The sequence below is a fragment of the Scytonema sp. UIC 10036 genome, assembly GCF_009725235.1.
In genome coordinates this window covers 57367-77847 of record NZ_WJFC01000040.1, presented here as the reverse complement: position 1 = coordinate 77847, position 20481 = coordinate 57367, and the positions used below count along the sequence as shown (strand labels likewise).

Annotated in this window: 24 protein-coding genes; 14 read left to right on the top strand and 10 right to left on the bottom strand. The window is 40.9% G+C overall.

Features of this window, described 5'->3' with window-relative positions:
* Positions 1-210, bottom strand: a 210-nt coding sequence (locus tag F7734_RS62130; protein WP_207714150.1) for a hypothetical protein, incomplete at its 3' end; no start/stop codon positions are given.
* A 120-nt stretch (positions 211-330) separates the two neighbouring features.
* Here F7734_RS62130 and F7734_RS20100 point away from each other — a divergent pair.
* The 4 genes from F7734_RS20100 to F7734_RS20085 all read left to right on the top strand — a co-directional run bounded on the left by F7734_RS20100 (position 331) and on the right by F7734_RS20085 (position 4207).
* Positions 331-762: a response regulator gene (locus tag F7734_RS20100; protein WP_155746335.1), complete on the top strand. Its 432-nt coding sequence runs from the start codon at positions 331-333 to the stop codon at positions 760-762.
* A gap of 188 nt (positions 763-950) precedes the next feature.
* Positions 951-2282 (top strand): hybrid sensor histidine kinase/response regulator, encoded by a 1332-nt coding sequence (locus tag F7734_RS20095; protein ID WP_155746334.1) that lies wholly within the window; start codon positions 951-953, stop codon positions 2280-2282.
* Between the two features lie 59 nt (positions 2283-2341).
* Positions 2342-3466, top strand: a complete 1125-nt coding sequence (locus F7734_RS20090) for a hybrid sensor histidine kinase/response regulator (protein ID WP_155746333.1) — start codon at positions 2342-2344, stop codon at positions 3464-3466.
* A gap of 297 nt (positions 3467-3763) precedes the next feature.
* Complete coding sequence (locus tag F7734_RS20085; RefSeq protein WP_155746332.1) at positions 3764-4207, top strand: DUF2294 domain-containing protein; 444 nt, start codon at positions 3764-3766, stop codon at positions 4205-4207.
* Positions 4208-4209: 2 nt separating this feature from the next.
* On the opposite strand, the gene F7734_RS20080 is transcribed toward F7734_RS20085, so the two are convergent.
* Positions 4210-4692, bottom strand: a complete 483-nt coding sequence (locus F7734_RS20080; protein WP_155746343.1) for a response regulator — start codon at positions 4690-4692, stop codon at positions 4210-4212.
* Positions 4693-5516: 824 nt separating this feature from the next.
* Here F7734_RS20080 and F7734_RS20075 point away from each other — a divergent pair.
* The 3 genes from F7734_RS20075 (at position 5517) to F7734_RS20065 (ending at position 8266) form a co-directional block, all read left to right on the top strand.
* On the top strand, positions 5517-6248 hold the full coding sequence (locus F7734_RS20075; protein ID WP_155746331.1) for a hypothetical protein: 732 nt from the start codon (positions 5517-5519) through the stop codon (positions 6246-6248).
* 242 nt (positions 6249-6490) lie between these two features.
* Positions 6491-7108, top strand: coding sequence for a translation elongation factor Ts (gene tsf / locus F7734_RS20070; RefSeq protein WP_155746330.1), 618 nt, complete (start codon positions 6491-6493; stop codon positions 7106-7108).
* Between the two features lie 246 nt (positions 7109-7354).
* On the top strand, positions 7355-8266 hold the full coding sequence (locus F7734_RS20065; RefSeq protein WP_155746329.1) for an AAA family ATPase: 912 nt from the start codon (positions 7355-7357) through the stop codon (positions 8264-8266).
* Positions 8267-8348: 82 nt separating this feature from the next.
* Here F7734_RS20065 and F7734_RS20060 read toward each other — a convergent pair whose 3' ends face one another.
* The 5 genes from F7734_RS20060 to petJ form a co-directional block, all read right to left on the bottom strand.
* The gene (locus F7734_RS20060; protein ID WP_166482016.1) at positions 8349-8732 is read right to left on the bottom strand and encodes a DUF4126 domain-containing protein; all 384 of its coding nucleotides are present in this window, start codon (positions 8730-8732) and stop codon (positions 8349-8351) included.
* 128 nt (positions 8733-8860) lie between these two features.
* Positions 8861-9166 (bottom strand): hypothetical protein, encoded by a 306-nt coding sequence (locus F7734_RS20055; RefSeq protein ID WP_155746328.1) that lies wholly within the window; start codon positions 9164-9166, stop codon positions 8861-8863.
* 292 nt (positions 9167-9458) lie between these two features.
* Positions 9459-10265, bottom strand: coding sequence for a tetratricopeptide repeat protein (locus tag F7734_RS20050; protein WP_155746327.1), 807 nt, complete (start codon positions 10263-10265; stop codon positions 9459-9461).
* A 311-nt stretch (positions 10266-10576) separates the two neighbouring features.
* Positions 10577-11506, bottom strand: coding sequence for a tetratricopeptide repeat protein (locus F7734_RS20045; RefSeq protein ID WP_155746326.1), 930 nt, complete (start codon positions 11504-11506; stop codon positions 10577-10579).
* A gap of 135 nt (positions 11507-11641) precedes the next feature.
* Positions 11642-11980, bottom strand: coding sequence for a cytochrome c6 PetJ (petJ, locus tag F7734_RS20040; protein ID WP_155746325.1), 339 nt, complete (start codon positions 11978-11980; stop codon positions 11642-11644).
* 231 nt (positions 11981-12211) lie between these two features.
* On the opposite strand from petJ, the gene F7734_RS20035 reads away from it, so the two are divergent.
* Both F7734_RS20035 and F7734_RS20030 read left to right on the top strand, forming a co-directional pair.
* Complete coding sequence (locus F7734_RS20035; protein WP_155746324.1) at positions 12212-12619, top strand: hypothetical protein; 408 nt, start codon at positions 12212-12214, stop codon at positions 12617-12619.
* A 25-nt stretch (positions 12620-12644) separates the two neighbouring features.
* A complete protein-coding gene (locus tag F7734_RS20030) occupies positions 12645-13085 on the top strand; it encodes a hypothetical protein (protein WP_243146978.1) in 441 nt (146 codons plus the stop codon).
* A 31-nt stretch (positions 13086-13116) separates the two neighbouring features.
* Here F7734_RS20030 and psbA read toward each other — a convergent pair whose 3' ends face one another.
* Positions 13117-14184, bottom strand: coding sequence for a photosystem II q(b) protein (psbA, locus tag F7734_RS20025; protein WP_155746323.1), 1068 nt, complete (start codon positions 14182-14184; stop codon positions 13117-13119).
* Between the two features lie 163 nt (positions 14185-14347).
* Between psbA and F7734_RS20020 the strand changes: the two genes are divergently transcribed.
* Positions 14348-14515, top strand: coding sequence for a hypothetical protein (locus F7734_RS20020; RefSeq protein ID WP_155746322.1), 168 nt, complete (start codon positions 14348-14350; stop codon positions 14513-14515).
* A gap of 313 nt (positions 14516-14828) precedes the next feature.
* Here F7734_RS20020 and F7734_RS20015 read toward each other — a convergent pair whose 3' ends face one another.
* The gene (locus F7734_RS20015; RefSeq protein ID WP_155746321.1) at positions 14829-15344 is read right to left on the bottom strand and encodes a DNA-binding protein; all 516 of its coding nucleotides are present in this window, start codon (positions 15342-15344) and stop codon (positions 14829-14831) included.
* 646 nt (positions 15345-15990) lie between these two features.
* Between F7734_RS20015 and F7734_RS20010 the strand changes: the two genes are divergently transcribed.
* The 4 genes from F7734_RS20010 (at position 15991) to F7734_RS19995 (ending at position 18836) form a co-directional block, all read left to right on the top strand.
* The gene (locus F7734_RS20010) at positions 15991-16251 is read left to right on the top strand and encodes a hypothetical protein (RefSeq protein ID WP_155746320.1); all 261 of its coding nucleotides are present in this window, start codon (positions 15991-15993) and stop codon (positions 16249-16251) included.
* A gap of 6 nt (positions 16252-16257) precedes the next feature.
* Complete coding sequence (locus F7734_RS20005; protein WP_155746319.1) at positions 16258-17247, top strand: ABC transporter permease; 990 nt, start codon at positions 16258-16260, stop codon at positions 17245-17247.
* Positions 17244-18110, top strand: coding sequence for an ABC transporter permease (locus tag F7734_RS20000; protein ID WP_155746318.1), 867 nt, complete (start codon positions 17244-17246; stop codon positions 18108-18110). The genes F7734_RS20005 and F7734_RS20000 overlap by 4 nt, the downstream gene beginning before the upstream one ends.
* Positions 18111-18359: 249 nt before the next feature.
* Entirely contained in the window at positions 18360-18836 is a 477-nt protein-coding gene (locus F7734_RS19995) for a hypothetical protein (RefSeq protein WP_166482015.1), read from the top strand.
* A gap of 232 nt (positions 18837-19068) precedes the next feature.
* On the opposite strand, the gene F7734_RS19990 is transcribed toward F7734_RS19995, so the two are convergent.
* A complete protein-coding gene (locus F7734_RS19990; protein WP_155746316.1) occupies positions 19069-20316 on the bottom strand; it encodes an FAD/NAD(P)-binding protein in 1248 nt (415 codons plus the stop codon).
* Positions 20317-20481: the final 165 nt, after the last annotated feature.

The window sequence follows — 20481 nt, the reverse complement described above, 5'->3', positions numbered from 1 at the left end:
GGGTAGGGGGTAGGGGGTAGAAGAATAACTCGTCCCCAATCCAAAATCCAAAATCCAAAATCCAAAATGATATGATTTTCGCGCAGCTCTGACTAATGGCTGAAGACGCACTCCTTGCTGTACAATTACAATCGATTTGGAGCTGAGTCGAGTATTTCGTTTTACTAGGGCTGAGCTTGTTTTGCTATCTGTATAATCATTTTTATTCATGCTAATAGTATGATAAAATAATAGTTTTATATTAAAGTCAGACTATTAGCTTTTAAAGATGAAGTATCTGTTTCGGTTGCCCGAAATGGAGATTGGGTACACTGTATTTAATCCAAGGAAATGTCTGAAAGAGTGATAAACATTTTATTGGTGGAGGACGATGAAGTTGATGTGATGAATGTCAAACGGGCATTCAAAAAGGTAAATATTAACAATCCCCTATATCTTGCCACAAATGGTATAGAAGCACTGTCAATGTTACGTGGAAGCAAAGATCAACCACCCGAAGTTCCATCAGAGAGACGGTTGATTTTGTTAGATTTAAATATGCCTAAGATGGGCGGGATTGAATTCCTTCAAGAATTACGTTCCGATTCTCAATTGCGGGCAACTCCTGTGGTAGTAATGACAACATCTAATCAAGATAAGGACAGAGTGGAAGCGTATAATCTAAATGTTGCTGGTTATATTCTTAAACCTGTTACTTTTAATAGTTTTATAGAGTTAATGGCAACTTTAAATAAATATTGGACATTGTGTGAAATGCCATAGTCAGTGACCAGTGACCAGTGACCGGGACTCGGCGATCGGCGAACGGTGACAAAAAAGTGCTGGTAACTACCATTAATGTTTTAAGAAAATGATTTTAATGACAGTTAAAATAAAAGAATTTGGTTATACAGAAAGTAAATACTATAATATGCGATTTCTGTGTCTAATGATGGCGAAAGCTAAGAGCGATGGAAGAGAAACTAAAAGTTTTAGTTGTAGACGATGACGAAGTAGACCGCATGGCAGTGCGTCGCGCATTGACTAAAGCAGGTGTACAAATGCAACTTTTTGAGGCAAGTGATGGCAATAGCGCGATCGCTACCTTATCTAGTAGTTCCTATGATTGTGTCTTTCTCGACTATCGCTTACCAGACCAAGACGGCTTAAGCCTACTTCAAAATTTACGCTTGAAAGAGATTCGAGTGCCTGTAGTGGTTCTCACAGGTCAGGGAGATGAACAAATAGCAGTAGAACTTATGAAAGCTGGTGCTATTGATTACCTCTCGAAATCTCGGTTCTCACCAGAAATACTGGCACAGGTGTTGCGAAATGCAATTCGAGTTCATAAGGCGGAAATGCAGGTGGCTTTAGCCAATCAACAACTGCGAGAGAGTAACGATCTCCTCACTCGGAAAAACCAGGAATTAGAAGTACAGCGAAAACAAATTGAAATCCAAAATTGGAAACTGGTGGAAGCATCAAGGCTGAAATCGCAGTTTCTAGCAACTATGTCTCACGAATTACGAACCCCAATGAATGCTATCATTGGGTTTTCTCAGTTGTTATTGCGACCAAAATGCGGACCGTTAACGCATCAACAGAAGGATATGGTAGAGCGGATCTTGAATAATGGCAAGCATTTGCTCATGTTGCTTAATGAAGTTCTCGATTTTTCCAAACTAGAAGCAGGAAAGTTAGATTTAAAGCCAGAAATATTTGATTTATCAAAGGTGGTTAATGCCACTGTAGAAGAAATGCGATCTTTAGCGGAGGAGAAGAATTTGTCTTTGGTGGTTAAAATGGAATTACCAAACTCTATAGTGTTTAATGACCCAACTCGTGTACGACAGATTTTAACGAACCTGCTTTCAAATGCAATAAAGTTTACAGAGTCTGGAAGTATTAGAGTTGAGCTTAAAGAACTCGCTTCTGAGCAAGTGCAGCTTGCTGTTTTCGATACCGGAATTGGGATCGCTCCTACTGATATAAAGCATATTTTTGAAGCTTTTCGGCAAGTCGATCAAAGTACAACTCGCAAGTATCCCGGTACGGGCTTGGGTTTGCCAATTATTCAAGCATTGTTGCAAATGATGGATGGCACAATTTCTGTAGAAAGTCGGTTGGGAGAGGGCTCGGTATTTCGGATTGAGATGCCCCGTCAAATATCAGCATCAAATCAACAAATTGCTGACGGGGAAGCAAATGCTCCAACTTATTCAAATAGAACAAATCTATGGCGTCAGCAAGAAATAGCTCGCTTTGCTCCAGAAGGTATGCAAAGGAAAAGTAGGGAATTATAATTTTAAGATTGTAAAGAAAATCAAGTTATAAATTCTTTTCAAAAAAAGTCGATAAATTTATGATGTCTGGCGAAACTTCTAAAGTAGATCGGATTCTTGCTGTCGATGATACTATTGATAATCTCATCCTACTTCAAACAATGTTGGAAGTAGAAGGATATGAGGTGGACTTAGTATCAGATGGAGCAAGTGCTTTAAACAAAATTATCAAATCTCCTCCAGACATAATTCTATTGGATGTCATGATGCCAGGAATGGATGGATATGAGGTCACGCGTCGAATCCGAAACCATCCTGAAATACAATACATTCCCATCCTCCTGTTAACGGCACATATTGAAGTGAGTGTTGTGGAAGGTTTGGATGCAGGAGCAGATGATTTTATCCGCAAACCATTTGACCAAGACGAACTTCTTGCGAGAGTGAGATCGCTACTGCGTCTCAAACACAGCATTGACGAGCAACAAAAGATGGCAAAAATGCGGGAAGACTTTGTGTCTCGTCTCACCCACGATTTGCGAACCCCTCTAGTGGCAGCAGATCGAATGCTGAATTTGTTTGAGCAGGAAACATTCTGCAAAATTTCGCCGGAAATGAAAGAGGCGATCGCCGCGATGATTCGGAGCAATCAAAATTTACTAGAAATGGTAAACAACTTGCTAGAAGTTTACCGCTTTGAAGCAGGTAAAAAAACCATGCAACTTGATAGCTGTAATATGCAGCAGATTGTAGAAGAAGTCGCTCAAGAACTGAGTCCTTTGGCAATGGAGAAGGGTTTGACTGTAGAGGTAGATACAAACGCTTTAAAAGAAATAGGCGATAGTGCCGGTACAGTTATGGGCGATAAACTAGAGTTAAGGCGAGTCATCAGCAACCTCATAGGGAATGCTATCAAGTTTACCGATACAGGAGGGGTTAACATTCATATTTCTGAAACACCGACAAGCCAAAAAGATAAAGCTTGGGTTGTCATCGATATTAAAGATACCGGCTACGGAATAGCACCCGAAGATCAAGCCTTTCTGTTTGAGCGTTTTCGGCAAGGAAAACACAAACGCGCAGGTAGTGGGTTGGGGCTGCATCTCTCGCAACGTATTATTGAGTCCCACAAAGGAAAAATTCAAGTATCATCCGAACTGGGTAAAGGCAGTGTATTTACCGTGTGTTTGCCAAAGTTCAGTTAAAGAGCAATTGTGGCAGTATTCTTAGTTACTGCCTTTTTTCCCTTCTATACCAAGCGATTCTGGGCATTCATGGAAAATACTGCGTTCGGATGGTGATTTTAAAGAATCCCTCTCATTACAATGCAAGTAATGGTTCATGAATCTTAGCTGATTACAATAAATTAAAAATTACATCGCTAATGACAACTCAAAGAGCCAAGAGTGAAGAATCCATAGTTTCCAATTAACAATGACTAATTCTCCTCAACTAGCTTTCTGACTTATCCCTAGCGATCTAACTATCTAGGAATAAAACGCATGACTTCATCAACACCAACTCGCGGCCAAGTAGAAAGAACATTGACACAACGCATTCAAGCTCTATATCGTGAGCAATTGGGACATCAACCCAGTAAAATTACTTGTCAACTATCCGACCAAAATGTAGTCCTTGTTCTGGAAGGTTCTATCACTCAACCAGAACAATTACTTGCTCAATCAGGTCGGGTACAACTCGCCGAGCAAGTTCACTCGGATTTAGATGACGCCATTCAGCCACAACTGAAGGCACTTATAGAAGAAACTTTAAATGTTTCTGTCATTGAGCTATTAAGTGATGCAACACTTGCCACCGGTCGTACTGGAATTATTGCCCTTCTAACAAATGCACCAGAAGTTCGCACTCCTCCTACTCCAACTTCTAAAATTAGGCGTAAACCTTCATCAAGCAGTGGAAACAACCCACAGAGAACAGCTTCGTAAAATTATTCCTGGCAGAAATCAAATGCCGAACCTACATTTAATTTTCTCCTTAAATAAGACCGAACCATATCTTCTAAATCTTCGATCATGTATGGCTTACTGATATAGTCGTCAAATCCTGCCATCAAAATGCGTTCTCTATCCTCCGCACTGGCTAAAGCAGTGATTGCAATAGCTGCGATGTGGCGGGTAAGCGGTTCTTGCTTTAGAGAACGCACAAGATCGATACCGCTCTTTCCCGGTAACAGGATATCCAACAAGATCAGATCGGGTTGGTATTCTTTGGCAACGAGTACCGTCGTTGAACTATCTTTTTGACAAATCAGCCGACAGCCAAGGGAATCGAGCGCATAACTTAACAGCAGTAGATTATCATCATTATCTTCTACTGCTAAAATTAAGGGTGGCTCAGAATCGTGCTGCTTGTTGTCGCTCATAAATGCGTGTGCCAGTTCCATTGCTTCTCCAGAAGATTTGCTGTGCATACATCGTCTGTTTTGAGAGAACAAACGAGGCATTCCGCGAGCGGTTGATTGATAGCGCTCTTTCCAGACTGGCTCGTCTTTCAACCTTAACAAGTTGATTGTTCTTGCTCACTCAGCTTACTCAATTGGTGCTTTTCAGAATTCCCTGAAGCTAGCAGAGCAAGATGCTTACTCATCAATTATATGCAAAGTAGCTAGAAATTTTATCAAAAAAGTCATAAGTACTTAATATATTTAAGCATTATTTAACGTAGTATCATCAAAGTAACTCCTTTATTTGTCTTTTTGTATACAAATGTAACACTTGGCGAAACGGTTGAATTAGCCTGCAGACAACAACAAAATTGTACGAACATTGTATTTTAGTTATAAATTATACTTAATATAATGTTGTATTTTTTATTCTAGAAAAGAATTTCCATAAGTATAAATACATTGCTTATTTAAGAAATTTCAGGGGTTGTTGGAAAATTACTATCATTCAATACCCCGAAGAAACCCCATAGACATCAGATACACAAATACTTCTAACCTGAGAATGAAAAATTTTTGCGACTCTTGACTTTTATGTAGTATATTTGTAATATATAAATAACAAAAAATCAAGAATTTTTTAATCCTATATTTGTTTGTTCGTTTATCCATTAGGGATGGGCATTTCTACCCATCCTACGCGATCGGATAATTTATTTTTTGCAGTCCTCTTACGAATTTGCTTGAGGTGATCCCAATGTTTGTTAGCTACCAAAGACTATTCATACAAAAATTCTTACCTACTCAATTAAACCATCAAGCAAATACCTGGTTGGAAAGAGACTCAAGTTATGAGCGAACATCGTTTAGGCGAGATTGTGATTGAACGTCCTCGCCATGGAATGAGAATAAGTTTAAAGAAATGTAAGGGATACAAAAAAGCCCTACAAAAAATTACAGACGAAGCAATGGAAGATGGGTTGCTTAGCCCATACTTAATTAAGTCAAGACATCGTACAAAGAGCTTTTCAGATCATCTGGGTCCCCTATATCGCTGGTTGCGTTCAAAAGTGGGAAAGCCTTGGAACGAGGTGTATGGAGAACTATGCTTGCGCCTTGATATTACAACCTTATCTGGGCAGCATATACTCTTTCATGTGTGGGATTACGTAGAACGGGATGTCATTTTAATAGATGAGATTCCCTATAAAAAAAGTAAACAATCCCAACCACTAGGTAAATATAGCTGGCGGCAACATTTGTATGTTCACCCAGACACTAGAATTCTCTGTCTCGTTGAGCCAATACCAAAGAAACCTACCAAAAAGCCAGATGATGTCGTGGTTGTAGACCACTACCATCAGTATCGCAAAATTAACGATATATGGTACTTGGTAACGTTTGCGGATTTTCCCAGTACGCCAGGAAATTATTTAGCAACTGACGTTTTACTCCATTTAAATCTTTATCGTTGGGACGCTTACAAAAAGTACGAGCAGGAAATTTACGCAGTCAGCAAACAACAGTGTAACAAAAAGGAGATTAAGCACATCATGCACTTGCTTGAGAAAAACCAAGATTGATACCGTTGGAAAATATCAAACGACTGATGAAATAGACAGTTTCTGGATTTCACACAACTACAACCACTATCAATACTTGTCGGTTAAGCTTAAACAATGAAATTACGTAGGTTGGGTTGAGGAATGAAACCCAACATTTACAAGCATTTGTTGGGTTTCACACAAGGGTTTACCCCTACTACAAAAATTCTCAGCCCTTGCAGTATTGCAACCACTATAAACATGATATGAATTGAGGTTTTATGACGCAAATCAGTACAAAACTCGTTCAACAACTACGCCAAAAAACTAGTGTTGGAATTATGGATTGTAAAAAGGCACTGCAAGAGAATAATAGCGATCTTATCAAAGCTGAAGAATGGCTGCGAAAAAAAGGTCTTGCCAAAGCTGTCGCGATCGCAAATCGCTTATCTACAGAAGGGCTTGTCGAGAGTTACATCCATAATGGAAGTCGAGTAGGTGTACTGATAGAAGTCAACTGCGAAACTGACTTTGTAGCTCGCAATGAGAAGTTTCAAACCTTAGTTCGAGACATAGCTATGCAAATTGCCGCTTACCAAAATATAGAATATGTTAAGGTAGCTGATATCCCGCTTGAAGTCGTAACTAAGGAAAAAGAAATTGAAATGGGACGTGATGACATCGCTAACAAGCCCGAAGCAGTCAAAGAAAAAATAGTTCAAGGAAGGATTGAAAAACGTCTCAAAGAAATGTCTTTGATGGATCAACCTTTCCTTCTGGATTCAAGTAACACCGTAGAAGATGTCATCAAGCAGCATATAGCCTTACTAGGTGAAAATATCCAAGTCCGACGCTTTGTCCGCTTTGTTTTAGGTGAAGACATTAAGACTGCTGGGTAGACAAGGTTTTTGTCGTAGGTTCTGAAATTAGGCAGCGATCGTTCGTAAAGCTTGCGATCGCTGCTCTTTTTCTAAGAATATAGCTGACAACACTGAATAAATAGTTACGTGTTAGCTTACCGCTTAAATGAGGACATCAACACGAATTGCTCTACAATATATTCGAGATTATGATGGCTTAAGTAAGGTGTGTAATTTCAGATTCAATTGGTATTGCATACCTTTAAATTGTAGAGGATGTTAAATATGTCTTTTTGGGATGATGAAATAGAAGCTGAGTTGCTACGCATGAAAGCAGAGTTAAAGCGCTCTGGAAACGTGAGTTATAGCAGTCAAGCTAATCTTTATCCAGAGAATTTAGAGATGACTCTGGACACACTCAATAATCTCGTAGGAATGCAGAATATAAAAGATGAGATTAATACTCTTATCAATTTCCTTCAAATACAGAAGCTTCGTCAAGAAAAAGGGCTTGCGAATATTTATATTACATTGCATTCTGTATTTTGCGGGCCTCCCGGAACAGGTAAGACAACAGTTGCTCGCCTGATGGGTGAGATATACAAACAACTAGGGATACTATCTAAAGGTCATGTTATTGAAACGGATAGAGCAGGCTTAATTGCAGGATATGTTGGGCAGACAGCAAAAAAAGTAGATGAACTTGTCGAGGCGGCGTTAGATGGCGTACTGTTTATAGATGAAGCTTATGCACTAAAGCCAAAAGACCCTAAGAATGATTTTGGACAAGAAGCTATCGATACTTTACTGAAACGAATGGAGGATTATAGAGACAGACTAGTGGTGATCGTTGCTGGTTACAATGACGAGATGTCAAGATTCATGGACGCTAATCCTGGGCTAAAGTCTAGATTCAATAAGTATTTTTACTTTGATGATTATAAGCCAAACGAATTGCTAACTATATTTGAAAAAATTTGCGATCGCAATCATTTTCTGCTGTCAGAAAAATCTAAGGATACATTACTTAATAAATTTACTTATTTATATAGGAGTAGAGATAGTAAATTTGGTAACGGAAGACTGGTGAGAAATATATTTGAAAAAACTGTTGAAAGGCAAGCTAACAGGCTTGTCAAGCTTTCTGGAATTAGTAAGGAAATGATGATGACAATTGTGCCTGAAGATATTCCTTGAAGTGAGGCAATGGTAAGGAATAATACAATCGGTTCGGAGTTGGGATACATGCGAAGACAGCGCAACTACGAACCAGTCAGAATTATTTATTTTCGGGCGATCGCTGAAAAAGTTGCCGTCTGGTTGCTAGAAGTTGTATACCTTTACTTAACATGAAAATCAGTAAAACGACAACTAGACTCATGGCGAAAAGAGGAACAAAGATTGCTAGGGCTGAGAGCACGATTGCTCCTAAAGCCTCTATTGTGGAAACAACACCATTACCGAAACCTCCCGTGAGTGCTGTTGACGATAAACGAGTCATTCCCATGAAAGTCTGGATAATTCCTGCAGCGCCACCACCGGCAACAACTGCGACTGTCCATTCTAATAGAGGAGTCGTGGTATCGTGAACCAAAGCTTTGGTGATGAAAGTTCCAACTGCGATCGCAGTCGGTGTAGAGACGACATCCAAAGCATGATCCACCCAAGGAAATTGTTACGACTCCTTACTCGATCGCTCAAGCAGGTTTAAATTTCACATATTACTCAGTAATTTAGAAGAAATTTATAACAAATGCATCTGACAAAAGAGATGTCAATCGATAACGAGCGCTATTTCTTAGGCAAAACACCAGGACTGTTTTTACGAGGTGTCAGTTTTTCTTCTATCTGAGGTTGCGGATTGACTTTCAGAACAGGTTCTTTTGGGGAAGTTTGTCTTTTTCTAAGAATTTGAATTTCTCTCTCTATCAAATCCTGCCCTTTATTAAAAAAGTCTTGAGAGTTGTAGGGAACTAGGTCACGAGAAAAACGTTGAATTTGTGTTGGAGTCAGACGAGGGTTTACTTGGACGGCATAAGCAGAAGTTTGTCCGGCTAGCACAAAAGGCACTAAGTATAATAAAGCTTTGATTTTCATAGAATGGAGAGGCAGCAGTTATTATGGCATAACTGCCATAACGTAGAAACAGCATTTCAACCCCTCTTGTGTTGGGTTGATAACTCTAAGATAAACCAATAAACTTTTTGCTGCCCTCCTACAATTGGGTGAGCTATTTGATAAGATACATTCAGTAAATTACAAAGTTATGTGTAGGTAGGGCTAAAGCCCACCAATATCGAACGTGCGGTATGCGACGGACAGTTGAGTGAAATGAAGTCCTACAAGGCTTTTTCAATCCAAAATCTAAAATCTAAAATCCAAAATAGCATTACCTCTGAATTTCTTTAAGGATTTGAACAACTTGGTCATACCTATTTTGATGACCCTGTTGCTGAAACAATTCTGCTGCTTTTTGTAAATCTTGGATTCCCTGCTGTGTCTTCTTTGTGTTTAAGTAAAGAATTCCCCGATTTTTATAAGCTAGGGCATAGTCTGTTTTCAGAGCGATCGCTTGGTTGTAATCTTTTAGTGCTCCTTGGCGATCGCGCATCTGCAATTTGACATTTCCTCGATTGAGATATGCAGAGTGAGGTCCTTTATCTGTCCAATTATTGACTTGAATTGCCTTTGTGTAATCAGCAATTGCTGCTTTTGTATCCCCCATGTTTTGCTGGACAATACCTCTGTTGTAGTATACTTCAGAGTCTTGAGGATTTATACGGATTGCTTGGTTATAATCTGCTACTGCTCCTTGATAATTACCCATCTCATCCCGTAGTTGTCCTCGGTTAATATAAGCGTCAGCAATCGCTCCCTTACCCCAGTTTTCGTTGGCTTGAATTGCCTTGTTATAGTCAGCAAGCGCTGCTTCTTTATTTCCTAAATCGTAATACGTTATAGCTCTGTTGTAGTATGCTAGGGAATAGCGGGGATTGAGGCGGATTGCTTGGGTATAATCTGCCAATGCTCCTTGCAAGTCTCCTGCATTAGATTTTTCCAGTCCAAGATTTAGCAAATCACTGGCATTCCCTTGAGGGCTTTCTATAGGTGGTGGTGTTTGGGCATAAACTTGAGGAATATTGACTAGAACAGCGATCGCACTCAAAACTGCAATGGAAGTTGAAGTTAATCTCATAACCTTATATATAGTTGTGTGACTATACAGGAAGTAAGTTCCTTTCAACTTAGGATGCCCAATCCAAAGAGCAAAATCACCACCTCAGTCTTTTGTTTTCTTGTTACGTATTTCCTAGCGGTTCATCGCAAAAGTTTTGATGGGTAGGTGGACAGAGCCCCGCTCTCGTTCCCAGGTAAAACCTGGGAATGCAGGCTGCGAGGCTCTGCCTCGCACTCTGTGGTAGAGTACAGGAGGCGGAGCCTCCCTTAAGGCATTCCCAGGCAGAGCCTGGGAACGAGAGAACGAGAGAGTATCAGGATGCTTTTTCTTCATAGAAGAGCAATTTCTGAAAAAAATGAAAGTTGTTGCCGTATATTCTCAAGAAAATCCAGAGTTTTTTCGTATGCTGCGGTTTCTTTATTAAAAGCAAAGTTATCAGCCGCCTTTCGTAAGTCTGTAATTGCTGCTTGTTTGTAACCAAGCAAGTGATAAGCAACGCCTCGATTGAAATGAGCATGGGCGTTGTTTGGTTGTAGCTTGAGTGATGCCGTAAAATTAGCGATCGCACTCCTGTTATCCCCACTTCGACCACAAACGCAACCTCGATTGTAGTAAGCTCTGTAGTTATTGGGATTGAGACGAAGTGCTGTTGAGAAGTCAAGCAAAGCGGTTTGTAAGTTTAACAACTGAAAATGAGCCAGTCCGCGATCGTTATAGATTTCAGCTAAAAGTAGATTGGATGTCTGAGGAATCTGAGTTAACGCCAAATTGTAATCGGATATTGCCTGTTGGTAATTCCCCAACATGGCATTGGCTACCCCTCGATTGTAGTAGGCTTTAAAGTTGTTGGGTTTAAGCGCGATCGCTCGATCGTTGTCAGCTATCGCCGCTTGATAATGTCCGAGTCTGTAGTGTGCTAGTCCCCGATTTAGATATGGTTCGGCATTGTTAGGTGCCAACTTTATTGCGCGATCGCAATCGGCGAGGGCATTCTGATAATCCTCTAACTGAAAATACGCAAGGCATCGATTGCTATAGGCAGCGGTAAAATTACTTCTGAGTTGAATAGCCTCTGTAAAATCCTTAACAGCTAGGCGGTAATTGCTGTTGAGCATCTTTTCTAGACCTAACTTAAAGAAATCACTTGCTGTCATTTGGGTATTAGGAGCGGGTGATGAGTATGCAGGCAAAGTAAAACAAAGACAGGCGAGTGCAACAGCAATACTGAAATTGAGCATGAATCGAAAGCAGCGATTCATAAGCAATGTCTGGGGTTAGGGGTTAGGGGTGAGGTTAGGGTCAGGGGTAGGGGTCAGGGAAAAACCCAATACCCAATGCCCCTTGCCCATTTTGATACGTTCTAGTGCAAGCAGTTCACGATAGCTATGTAGACTTTACTTCCAGTCCTTATTATTAGCTTCGTCCAGCACATATGCTGCTACATCTTCAATTTGCTCGGGTTTTAAACGACCTTTGAAGGCAGGCATTGCATTTTTACCGTTTGTCACTTGAGCAATGATGGCTTCAGATGAGTTCATTGCGTACTTGTCTAGCGCATCTTTCTTCAGGCTTTTCTGAGCTTGAACTAAGTTCTTACCACCCGCATGACAAGAGGCACAATTGGCGTTAAAAATTTTGGCTCCTTTCACAGCATCAGATGCCAAAGCAGGACGGTTAAAAGCAAAAGTCAATATTGCTGTAGCCAGCAACAGCACTGAAACAACTTTTTTCATCCTTTGTCTCCTCTACAAAAAGGCTCATTCTAGAAAATCCTTTATAATTGTCCGGCTCCTGGTTTGTGCCGTCAAAAGACAATCTGTCAAAGTTTGCTTGTTGTTGCAAGAAAAGTACAATAACAAGCTACTAAAAAGTGACCTTTTCGTAATGTATCGGAAATGTCTGTTTCGGTTTAAAATTTGTTGTGAGAGAACTTTAGATGCATTATTTAAGGCACTTAGCAATCAATGGGACAGTATGAACGCTTAATTCTTATGGCAGAGGATGAACTGACGCAGTACAGTACCGATGCCCGTAAAATTGAAAAGCTTCGGCAAAAGATTGGTCTTTCAGTTTCCGCAAAAGAACAACAAGAGGTCAAAAAAGCGCTGCTTGCTGAAATGCCCTCCGATCCAATATCTCAACTAGTGGAAACGCAACGTCAGGCTGTAGCGCTACCTTTCTGGGGAATTGCGGGTCTGGGACTGCTGTTAGGAATTTCTTTTATGCAACCGTTGGACTTGATTGCCACTGTAGTTGGTACAGCGATCGCAATCCGAGTACAAAAGTGGGGCTGGCGGCTGCAAGCCAAACGTTTGGTGTTACAAACACTGGAGGATATTGAAGAGCGTATTCGGAAAGATCGCTCTGTATGATAAAGTGCGTGCCAAAGAAGGACAAATGACCAACGTAGGACAACCACCAAGCATTGAGGAACGACTTAGCCGCCTAGAAACTCTATTTGCCAACGTTGGCGAAACATTACTCGCCCACGAAGGCACTGTTAATGTATTAGTAGCGAAAATCCAGCAGTTAACCGAAAGAGTAGATACACTAACGGGTAACGTTAATACCGTTGCAACACGAGTAGATTCTTTAGCCGAGCAAGCAGCACAAGAAAGACAGCAAGCCGCAATTGACCGCCAAGAATTCCGAACTGAAATTCGACAAATTTGGGAATATTTGCGCGAGGAAATTGTAGTAGGGGTAGAGCGCATAAGCGTTACCCAACAAATAAAGATATTAGTAGAAAAAGGGGCATGGACATTGTTGGAACAGAACAATGGAAGGGAGGTAGACCTTCGCCCTAAAAAAGTAGGCTGTTGGGAGATGGAAAGGTAAAACTTAACTATTGACAGCAGAGTTGGAAACTCTAGCCTCGATCAACATCAACGTTAGCTAGTAGCAGAGGAAAATTGTGAGCATTCGGTGAATGCATTGCCTGAATTCCTAAATTAGCGCGATTGATTAAATCTGCATTCGTAGGAATAACATGACCAACTCCATCCAAAACTGATTGATTAAAATTGAATCCATTCAAGTTAAACGCCATTGTACTTACACCCAGTGCTGTAAACCAAATTCCAATAGTCGGTAGCAGTACCAACCAAATATGGATAGTACGTTTACTACTTACAGCCAAGCTACGAAAGGTTAAGCGTCCAAAAAAAGCAGCATGACTGGCAAACAGATTGTAGGTTTCTGCCTCCTGACCAAACTTGTAGCCAGCATTAGCAGATTCTATGTCGTCTGTCTCTCGTACTAAACTCGATGTTACTAAAGAACCATGTAACGTACTTAGCAAAGAACCACCAAAGACACCAGCAACACCCAACATATGAAAAGGATGCATCAGGATATTGTGTTCAGCTTGGAAAGCAAGCATAAAGTGGAAAGTCCCAGTAATTCCTAAAGGCATTCCCTCAGAAAAACTACCTTGACCGATGGGATAGATAAGAAAAATGGCAGTTGCAGCCGCAACAGGAGCAGAAAAAGCCACAGGAACCCAAGGACGCATTCCTAGCTGATAACTTAGTTCCCACATCCGACCCAAATAGCACCAAGTACCCAAGAGAAAGTGCAACACAATTAACTGGTAAGAACCACCGTTATAAAGCCATTCATCAATATTCCCGGCTTCCCAAAGCGGATAGAAATGCAGCCCCACCGCAGCAGAGGTCGGTATGACAGCCGCTGTGATGATGTTGTTACCACCTAAGATTGAGCCTGCTATTGGTTCCCGAATTCCATCCATATCTACAGGAGGTGCAACGGTAAAGGCAAGGATAAAACAAATAGCAGCTGCCAACAAAGTAGGAATCATCAGCACCCCAAACCAACCGATGTAAATTCGGTTATCCACGCTGGTAATCCAGTTACAAAAGTACTCCCAACGCTTCAATATCGCGTTCGTGCGAGTCTGTTGAATGATTTCGTTCATCTGTAAGACTCCTATTATTAATTTTTTTTGAAGATTTCTTTCATTTTTATCTCATAATCTTTTCATTTTTATCTCATAATTTTACATAACTTCATATTTTTCTCAGAAAATCTCTGTCGAGAGACCTGGGATTTTATTGATTTGCTGGAATTCAAACCAAAAGATGTCGTTAGGATTTGGCTTGGGGCTGACATATACAGGAGAAGTTGATGCTAGGCTCCCCAATACCTTCGAGATCCCTTCTTATCTCAAGGTGGATGCAATACTGCAAGGGCTGAGAGAAATTGTAGGTTGGGAAAACCCGTGTGCGAAACCCAACAAATGCCGATAAATGTTGGGTTTCGTTCCTCAAACGCCAGTAAAGGTGCGGAGGGAAACCCTCCTATGGCGCATTCGCGCCACGCACACGGTTCAGGGCTGGCTCCCCAACCTACGTAATTGCGTGTTTTTATGCAAAACCTACGCAGTATTGAAGGTGGATGCAGCTTTGTTCTACCGTCAAGATAACTTTAGAGTCGGGCTAAATTTCAAGAATCTCTTCAGCACAAGGTATTACTATAACGATACTGCAATGACATCTTGCGATACGGTTTTAGCCGTTATGCTTCGCTTATCGCTCGATTTCTAACTAGCTACTTGGGTTATTACACTTTACTCGTTGCACTTGCTTTTTCTTTATCCCATTTCTCAATAACTTTCTTGACATATTCTATTTCTTCAAAGTCTACACGTACAGTGGCATTTTCAAATTCTACACCTAATACTGTGATGACTTCGAGGATTTCAACAAAGCTAGCACATTGATAATCAGTTTTTTCGTATTCCAAAACTCTTGCGCTTTCAATACCTAACATTGCAGCCAGTTCATCAATACTAATTTTAGCAGCAATTCTAGCTTTGATTAAAGTATCTGGTAATTTATGAAAAGACTCTACTTTAATTGTAATTGGTTGATTTTTTGTACAATTAATTAGTATTTCGTATTCAGCTATTTCAGTTTCTAACTGTTCTATGTGACATTGTAAGGCTCCTCGGTTCTGTAAGTACCGCGTGTAGTCTTTCTGAATAGCTGCTTCATCTTTATCCATTGTAGCTATAGATTTTTTCAACTTAGCAATCCTTTCCTGACTAACTTGATATTGATGTTCATTTTTAATCATAATTCCCACCTCATTAAATCTATAGCTATAATGCCTTTTCTATTTTTATCTCTATCCGTTTGAAAAAACTCAAATGAATTTTCTCCATAGTTACCGACAGGTTGGTTAGATGGAAAAATTTCACCTTTATATCGAGCTTTTTGTCCAGCACGGTTATCATAGTTATTTTAAAACGCAATTCGCAAAAATCTTTTCCCACATGAGTGATGCAATTCTCACAACCCACAATCTGACTTTTTTCCCATTTAGCGATCACTCCACTAAGGACGTAACAAAGCGGATTCGCTTGGAACTAAAGATTGCGAAGATTTTCAATATTTTATGACAAATGATTGTTGTTACCAAAGAGTATGGTATTAAGTTAAAGGTATAACAAAACCAAATTCCATCAGTTAACGTCAGTTATCTGTGGAAATTAAGAGTTTGTTAAAGCTTGAACAACTTTGGTGTGAGGACTTGATGGCCAAATTGCATCTACTGATGAAACTGGGACTAGCTACAGTTATGGTAGCGATCGCGGGCTGACACGTCTCGAAGAGTTCACTGAAAACGTCAGTGGTGTTACCCGGAACCGTGCCAATCCGTTTTCATCAGGATATCGAGTGCGGGGCTACCTCAAATTACGTTCACAGAGGAGCTGACAACCTTGGGTATTGTTCCCAAACACTCTCATAACAACAACTATGCTCGCAATCCCATCGGTTCGGGACCTTACAAATTAGTGCAGTGGAACGGGCAAACGGGCGTAACTCCCAAAGGTGATGCTGCGTATGCCTGGATGGTCAACTTCCACAAGACTTACTTAGTTAGCAATTGTCTGGATATTGGCAAACAAACTGAACAAACGAATCATTATCAAGAGACAATTGTATCTAACTTACCTCAATGGCAATGGATTTGTAAGTGAAGTCCTATGAAATTTTTGCTTCGATTTATTCTCCAAAAATTCCTGCACCTGTTGTTGTTACTAGCAACTGTTTCTATTTGCACATTTGTTCTGGTGAGTTTATCCCCTATCGATCCCGTTAGTGCTTACATTGGTGCTGATATCTTTCACGTTGGCGAAGAGCAACGGCAATTGATAGCCGAGCGTTGGGGGCTAGATCGGCCAATGACAACGCGCTTTTTTCTGTGGTTGGGACAGCTACTGCAAGGAAATTTAGGTACCTCAATAACTTACAATCAATCTGTTGCTGCTACAATCGGCGATCGCTTTGCTGCGTCTCTTTGGTTGATGGGTTTAGCTTGTGTGTTTTCTGGTATTTTAGGATTTGTGCTGGGCATTCTTGCAGGAATGAAAGAAGGGTCTGGGATGGATAGAGCCATTCGCCTTTATGCTTACACTCTTTCATCGGCTCCCGTTTTTTGGATAGCGTTGTTGTTGCTGATTGTATTTTCGGTCAATTTACATATATTTCCTATTTGCTGCGCTTCACCACCAGGAGTTCTCCTTAAAAATGTCAGTCTTTGGCAGAGACTCAATCATTTACTCCTACCGGCTCTCACATTGAGTGCCATTGGCGTCTCCAGTATTGCGTTGCATACAAGAGAAAAACTCATTGAAGTTCTCAACAGCAACTATGCTCTTTTTGCCTTTGCACGTGGAGAGACAAAGTTAGGATTTATTCGGTATCACGGTCTACGCAATATTGCCTTACCTGCTATATCTTTGCAATTCGCATCTCTGAGCGAACTGTTTGGCGGTTCTGTACTGGCTGAAAAAGTATTTGGTTATCCCGGACTGGGAGACGCCACAACTGAAGCAGCCCAACGGAGTGATGTCCCCTTACTGGTAGGTATTGTTTTTTTCAGCGCCATCTTTGTTTTCACGGGCAATCTGTTAGCCGATATTATCTATCAAATTGTCGATCCCCGCATCCGTATAGGAAAGACTCACTCATGAAACTATTTCTTCCTCAAACCTTCCCGTTAAGACCCTCGCTCACTTTAGGCAATCGTAGAAGTCGCACGCTGACTCTTATTACCCTATGTGTGATAGTTCTGAGTCTGCTACTATTAGGGACTCAAATTGCTGGCGAAGCAGGCCTAGAGATTAATTTGCTCGCACGAAATCAGCCGCCTTCCTTGGCTCATCCATTTGGTACGGATTGGTTGGGGAGAGATATGCTCACTCGTACCTTACACGGTCTGAGCTTCAGTTTAACAATAGGGTTGCTGACAGCGTTTTGTAGTGCGATCGTTGCTCTGGTTATTGGAACTCTCTCAGCAACGATGGGAGGTATTGTAGATGCTGTTGTTACATGGATAATTGATGTTTTCTTCAGTTTACCTCATTTGGTATTGATTATTTTGATTGCTTTTGCGGTAGGGGGTGGCATACCGGGAGTTTTTATTTCCATAACTCTGACACATTGGATGGCTTTAGCGCGATTGCTGCGAGCAGAAGTGTTGCAACTGAAAAGTTCTGACTACGTACAACTTTCGGCAAAACTGGGACATTCTCCACTCTGGATTGCCCGCCATCATATGCTTCCTCATCTAGTGCCACAGTTTCTCGTGGGATTAGTGTTGCTATTTCCCCATGCAATCCTTCATGAAGCAGGGCTGACGTTTTTAGGGCTAGGTCTTCCACCAGAAACTCCTGCAATTGGTATTATTCTCTCAGAATCAATGCGTTATCTATCTGCTGGCTACTGGTGGCTAGCAGTCTTGCCTGGAGTTGCTCTGCTGATTGCCGTGCAAACTTTTGATATTTTAGGTCAAAGTTTGCGTGCTTTGTTCGATCCCAAGACCAGCCAAGGATAATAGGCATGAAAAATGCGGTCTCAAACCCTTGAACATTCGCTCACTGGCAGAGGTCAGGAGTCAGAATTTCTTTCTGCCCTCTGCTTTTCTTGATGAACTTGCCAAAACCACCCTGAGGGGTACCGCTTAAATTCCTCTATCTTACCTAACATGATAACCATAGCAGTTCTTATTTAGCTCGCATACAAATAGGCTGTAGAGACATTACGTATAACGTTTCTACAGTGTTGTATGCAATTGAAAACTGCTATGACAGAAGTTTCACCAATTGTCCAAAATTTAATAGTCAATTTAGAGGTTTTTTATATGTTTCCCAAAACTTTCAATGTAGATCCGTCACATGGAAAGGCTGTCAGTGATGCTGCACCTGAGGTAGGATTTCTTGCTCCAAATGTAGGAACTTTCATTCTAACTGCAAAGAAGGGCACCGCTAATTTTCTTTGGCAACATGATTTGGAAGTAGACTTTCACAGTGAAATATTAAAATTTGATAAGACAATCGACATCAATGGAATACAATTTTACTCTGCTACGATTTCCGTTGAAGAACAAGAAACAGGACCAGAGCAAATTACAGTATCTGTTCTCTTCTCTGTAGAACCTGCGGACGATGATGAGGGTCACAGAATCTTTTATAAACGCCAGTCTGATAGTGATTACAACGTGTGGGCTAATGATGCAAAGAAATTTGAACTTCACGAACCAGCTCTTGGTATTGCTGCTTAAGTCTTAATGAAAAGTTTATCTTTCTTCCCCCTGTTGATACGCGTGTCAACGGGGATTTTTGTTTTGAGTAGTCATCCTCGTACCACTCGCACATAGCAATTCCCACATTCGTGAGGTACTCTAAGAAATAATTAACCGCAGCCTGTAGCAGATGGACGCAGATAAATCTGTACCTCAGCAGACTAAGAAACGCTATATAATGCTATTGTCTTTTCATTGAGTTAATGCTTAATTAACTTGCTTGTATTCCAGCGATCGCGTGGGAAAGAGCTACACTTGGCTTCACAATAGCTGGGACAATTTTCTCACAAGCCATTCTTGCACCTGATAAATTCCGTGCTGTTGGTCCCACTTGTAAAGCAGCCAAGCCACCCATGATAAATAATTCACAACCAGGCCAACGCAAACAAGTATCTAACACGGGCAAACCTTTAACAATCGTGGTAGGGTACACCTCTAAAATATCTTTTAATATAGGTTCACCAAGAACATCGAATTTAGTACCAGTAGACAGCCAAATACGATCGCACTCAGTATGAGTGCCATCCTGACATTCTACGTGCCAATGATTACCCAACCACTGAGCTTTGACGACTTGACAGTTTTCATCAATTCTGAGATTGCTGCGATGCACTTGTTGCCGCAGTTGTGTGACCATTGCCGGTGTCATGGAACCACCGTTTCTCGCTTGCTGAATCATGACAACGCGTTGCTCCCAATCTGATTGAGCAAAAAATCCTTTGAGATACTTTGGCCCCAACCAACCCGGTTCAGCATCAAATAACTTTTCTGATAAATTACGCCGAAGCATCAAATGAACCTTCGCACCACGAGAAATAGCGCTGACTGCCAAATGTCCGCTTGTCAATCCGCCACCCACAATCAACACTCTTTCACCCTTCAATTGCAATTTCCGGAGATCGATTGTTTGTGAGTGACAAAGCCTATCTTGAGGGTATGCTGAGTGAATTTCATTTACCCAATTAGGTATCTGAAGTTCACCATTGCCAGTTGCCAGCACTACCCTCCGTGCAATTATAGTCTGTCCGTCTTGTAAGACCAGGCGAAATCGAGGATGAAAACGATGTGGTAATGGTTCAATGCTCCTAACTGCCAAGGGAATGACTTGCTCGTGCAACTGGCGAACTCGAATCATATCTTGACAAAAATCTCGAAATAGTTGAGTTCCTGGTAGATCGTAGGGAGAAAATAATTCTTGGGAACGGTGTTGAGATTCAACAAATTTCCGTAAAGCGAAAGGATTTGGATCGGGATGGTGAACGGCGGGCGATCGCAAATGGGGAATTTCCAAAGCAGCAAATTGATGTTCCCACCGACTCATCCACTTGCCACTTGAATCAAATATAAGGAATTTACCCCATATTGTCTGCCGTTTTTGCAACAAGTGGGTAATCAAGGTAAGAGCATGAGGACCTGCACCAATAAGCGCTAGGTCTATTTTTGCGGGAATAGCGGTCATAAATTGCGTTGCTGTTGGACAATCCAACTCTATATGAAAATAATTATTATATTAACTGGAGAAGATGCGATCGGCAACTGTTACGTGAGCGTGATAGCGGTAATAATCTCTCATAAATAAAAACTGGCGAGCCTGAATGACTCCCAGTTTCTAACTAAATGGTAT

Bases quoted from the DNA above. Each gene is read 5' to 3' on its own strand.
- F7734_RS20030 (WP_243146978.1), top strand. From the start codon at position 12,645: ATGACCAACGTAGGACAACCACCAAGCATTGAGGAACGACTTAGCCGC.
- F7734_RS19995 (WP_166482015.1), top strand. From the start codon at position 18,360: ATGACAGAAGTTTCACCAATTGTCCAAAATTTAATAGTCAATTTAGAG.
- F7734_RS20065 (WP_155746329.1), top strand. From the start codon at position 7,355: ATGTCTTTTTGGGATGATGAAATAGAAGCTGAGTTGCTACGCATGAAA.
- F7734_RS20035 (WP_155746324.1), top strand. From the start codon at position 12,212: ATGGGACAGTATGAACGCTTAATTCTTATGGCAGAGGATGAACTGACG.
- F7734_RS20050 (WP_155746327.1), bottom strand. From the start codon at position 10,265: ATGAGATTAACTTCAACTTCCATTGCAGTTTTGAGTGCGATCGCTGTT.
- F7734_RS20095 (WP_155746334.1), top strand. From the start codon at position 951: ATGGAAGAGAAACTAAAAGTTTTAGTTGTAGACGATGACGAAGTAGAC.
- F7734_RS20045 (WP_155746326.1), bottom strand. From the start codon at position 11,506: ATGAATCGCTGCTTTCGATTCATGCTCAATTTCAGTATTGCTGTTGCA.
- F7734_RS20015 (WP_155746321.1), bottom strand. From the start codon at position 15,344: ATGATTAAAAATGAACATCAATATCAAGTTAGTCAGGAAAGGATTGCT.
- F7734_RS20075 (WP_155746331.1), top strand. From the start codon at position 5,517: ATGAGCGAACATCGTTTAGGCGAGATTGTGATTGAACGTCCTCGCCAT.
- F7734_RS20090 (WP_155746333.1), top strand. From the start codon at position 2,342: ATGATGTCTGGCGAAACTTCTAAAGTAGATCGGATTCTTGCTGTCGAT.
- F7734_RS20080 (WP_155746343.1), bottom strand. From the start codon at position 4,692: ATGCACAGCAAATCTTCTGGAGAAGCAATGGAACTGGCACACGCATTT.
- F7734_RS20055 (WP_155746328.1), bottom strand. From the start codon at position 9,166: ATGAAAATCAAAGCTTTATTATACTTAGTGCCTTTTGTGCTAGCCGGA.
- F7734_RS20000 (WP_155746318.1), top strand. From the start codon at position 17,244: ATGAAACTATTTCTTCCTCAAACCTTCCCGTTAAGACCCTCGCTCACT.
- petJ (WP_155746325.1), bottom strand. From the start codon at position 11,980: ATGAAAAAAGTTGTTTCAGTGCTGTTGCTGGCTACAGCAATATTGACT.
- F7734_RS20005 (WP_155746319.1), top strand. From the start codon at position 16,258: ATGAAATTTTTGCTTCGATTTATTCTCCAAAAATTCCTGCACCTGTTG.
- tsf (WP_155746330.1), top strand. From the start codon at position 6,491: ATGACGCAAATCAGTACAAAACTCGTTCAACAACTACGCCAAAAAACT.
- F7734_RS19990 (WP_155746316.1), bottom strand. From the start codon at position 20,316: ATGACCGCTATTCCCGCAAAAATAGACCTAGCGCTTATTGGTGCAGGT.
- F7734_RS20100 (WP_155746335.1), top strand. From the start codon at position 331: ATGTCTGAAAGAGTGATAAACATTTTATTGGTGGAGGACGATGAAGTT.
- F7734_RS20020 (WP_155746322.1), top strand. From the start codon at position 14,348: ATGTCGTTAGGATTTGGCTTGGGGCTGACATATACAGGAGAAGTTGAT.
- F7734_RS20085 (WP_155746332.1), top strand. From the start codon at position 3,764: ATGACTTCATCAACACCAACTCGCGGCCAAGTAGAAAGAACATTGACA.
- psbA (WP_155746323.1), bottom strand. From the start codon at position 14,184: ATGAACGAAATCATTCAACAGACTCGCACGAACGCGATATTGAAGCGT.